The organism is Bifidobacterium sp. UBA6881 (assembly GCA_002451435.1).
Lineage (GTDB): Bacteria > Actinomycetota > Actinomycetes > Actinomycetales > Bifidobacteriaceae > Bifidobacterium.
In genome coordinates this window covers 18,494-18,968 of record DKCF01000022.1, presented here as the reverse complement: position 1 = coordinate 18,968, position 475 = coordinate 18,494, and the positions used below count along the sequence as shown (strand labels likewise).

Annotated in this window: 1 pseudogene; it reads left to right on the top strand. The window is 62.3% G+C overall.

Going from position 1 to position 475, the window contains the following annotated elements:
- Positions 1 to 435 (top strand): annotated as a pseudogene (locus tag B3C64_RS01745) (long-chain fatty acid--CoA ligase); the annotation flags it as partial.
- Positions 436 to 475: the final 40 nt, after the last annotated feature.

Here is a 475-nt window from a genome sequence, read left to right as displayed (position 1 = left end):
CGCAAGAAGGACCTGATCATCACCGCCGGCGGCAAGAACGTCTCGCCCGGCGAGATGGAGGCGTCGATCATGACGTCGCCGGTGGTGAGCCAATGCGTGATGATCGGCGACCGCAAGCCGTTCATCGCGGCCATCATCGCCCTGGACCTTGCCGAGACGAACACATGGCTCGCGTCGAAGGGCGCCGAACCCGTGTCCGACCTGAGAGAGGCGTCCGAGAATCCGATCGTGCGCGCCGAGGTCGAGCGTGCGGTCAACAAGGCGAACGAACTGGCGTCCCGTGCCGAATCCATCCGCAAATTCGAGATCGTCCCCGACGAGTTCACCGAGGAGAACGGATTGGTCACGCCGAGCATGAAGGCGCGCCGCCAGGCCGTCATGGACCATTACCGGACGTTGATTGACACGGTCATCTACGTGCCGAGGAAGCAGTGACACCGACACGCTCCGCATCAAATGAAAGATGGTGATGGCT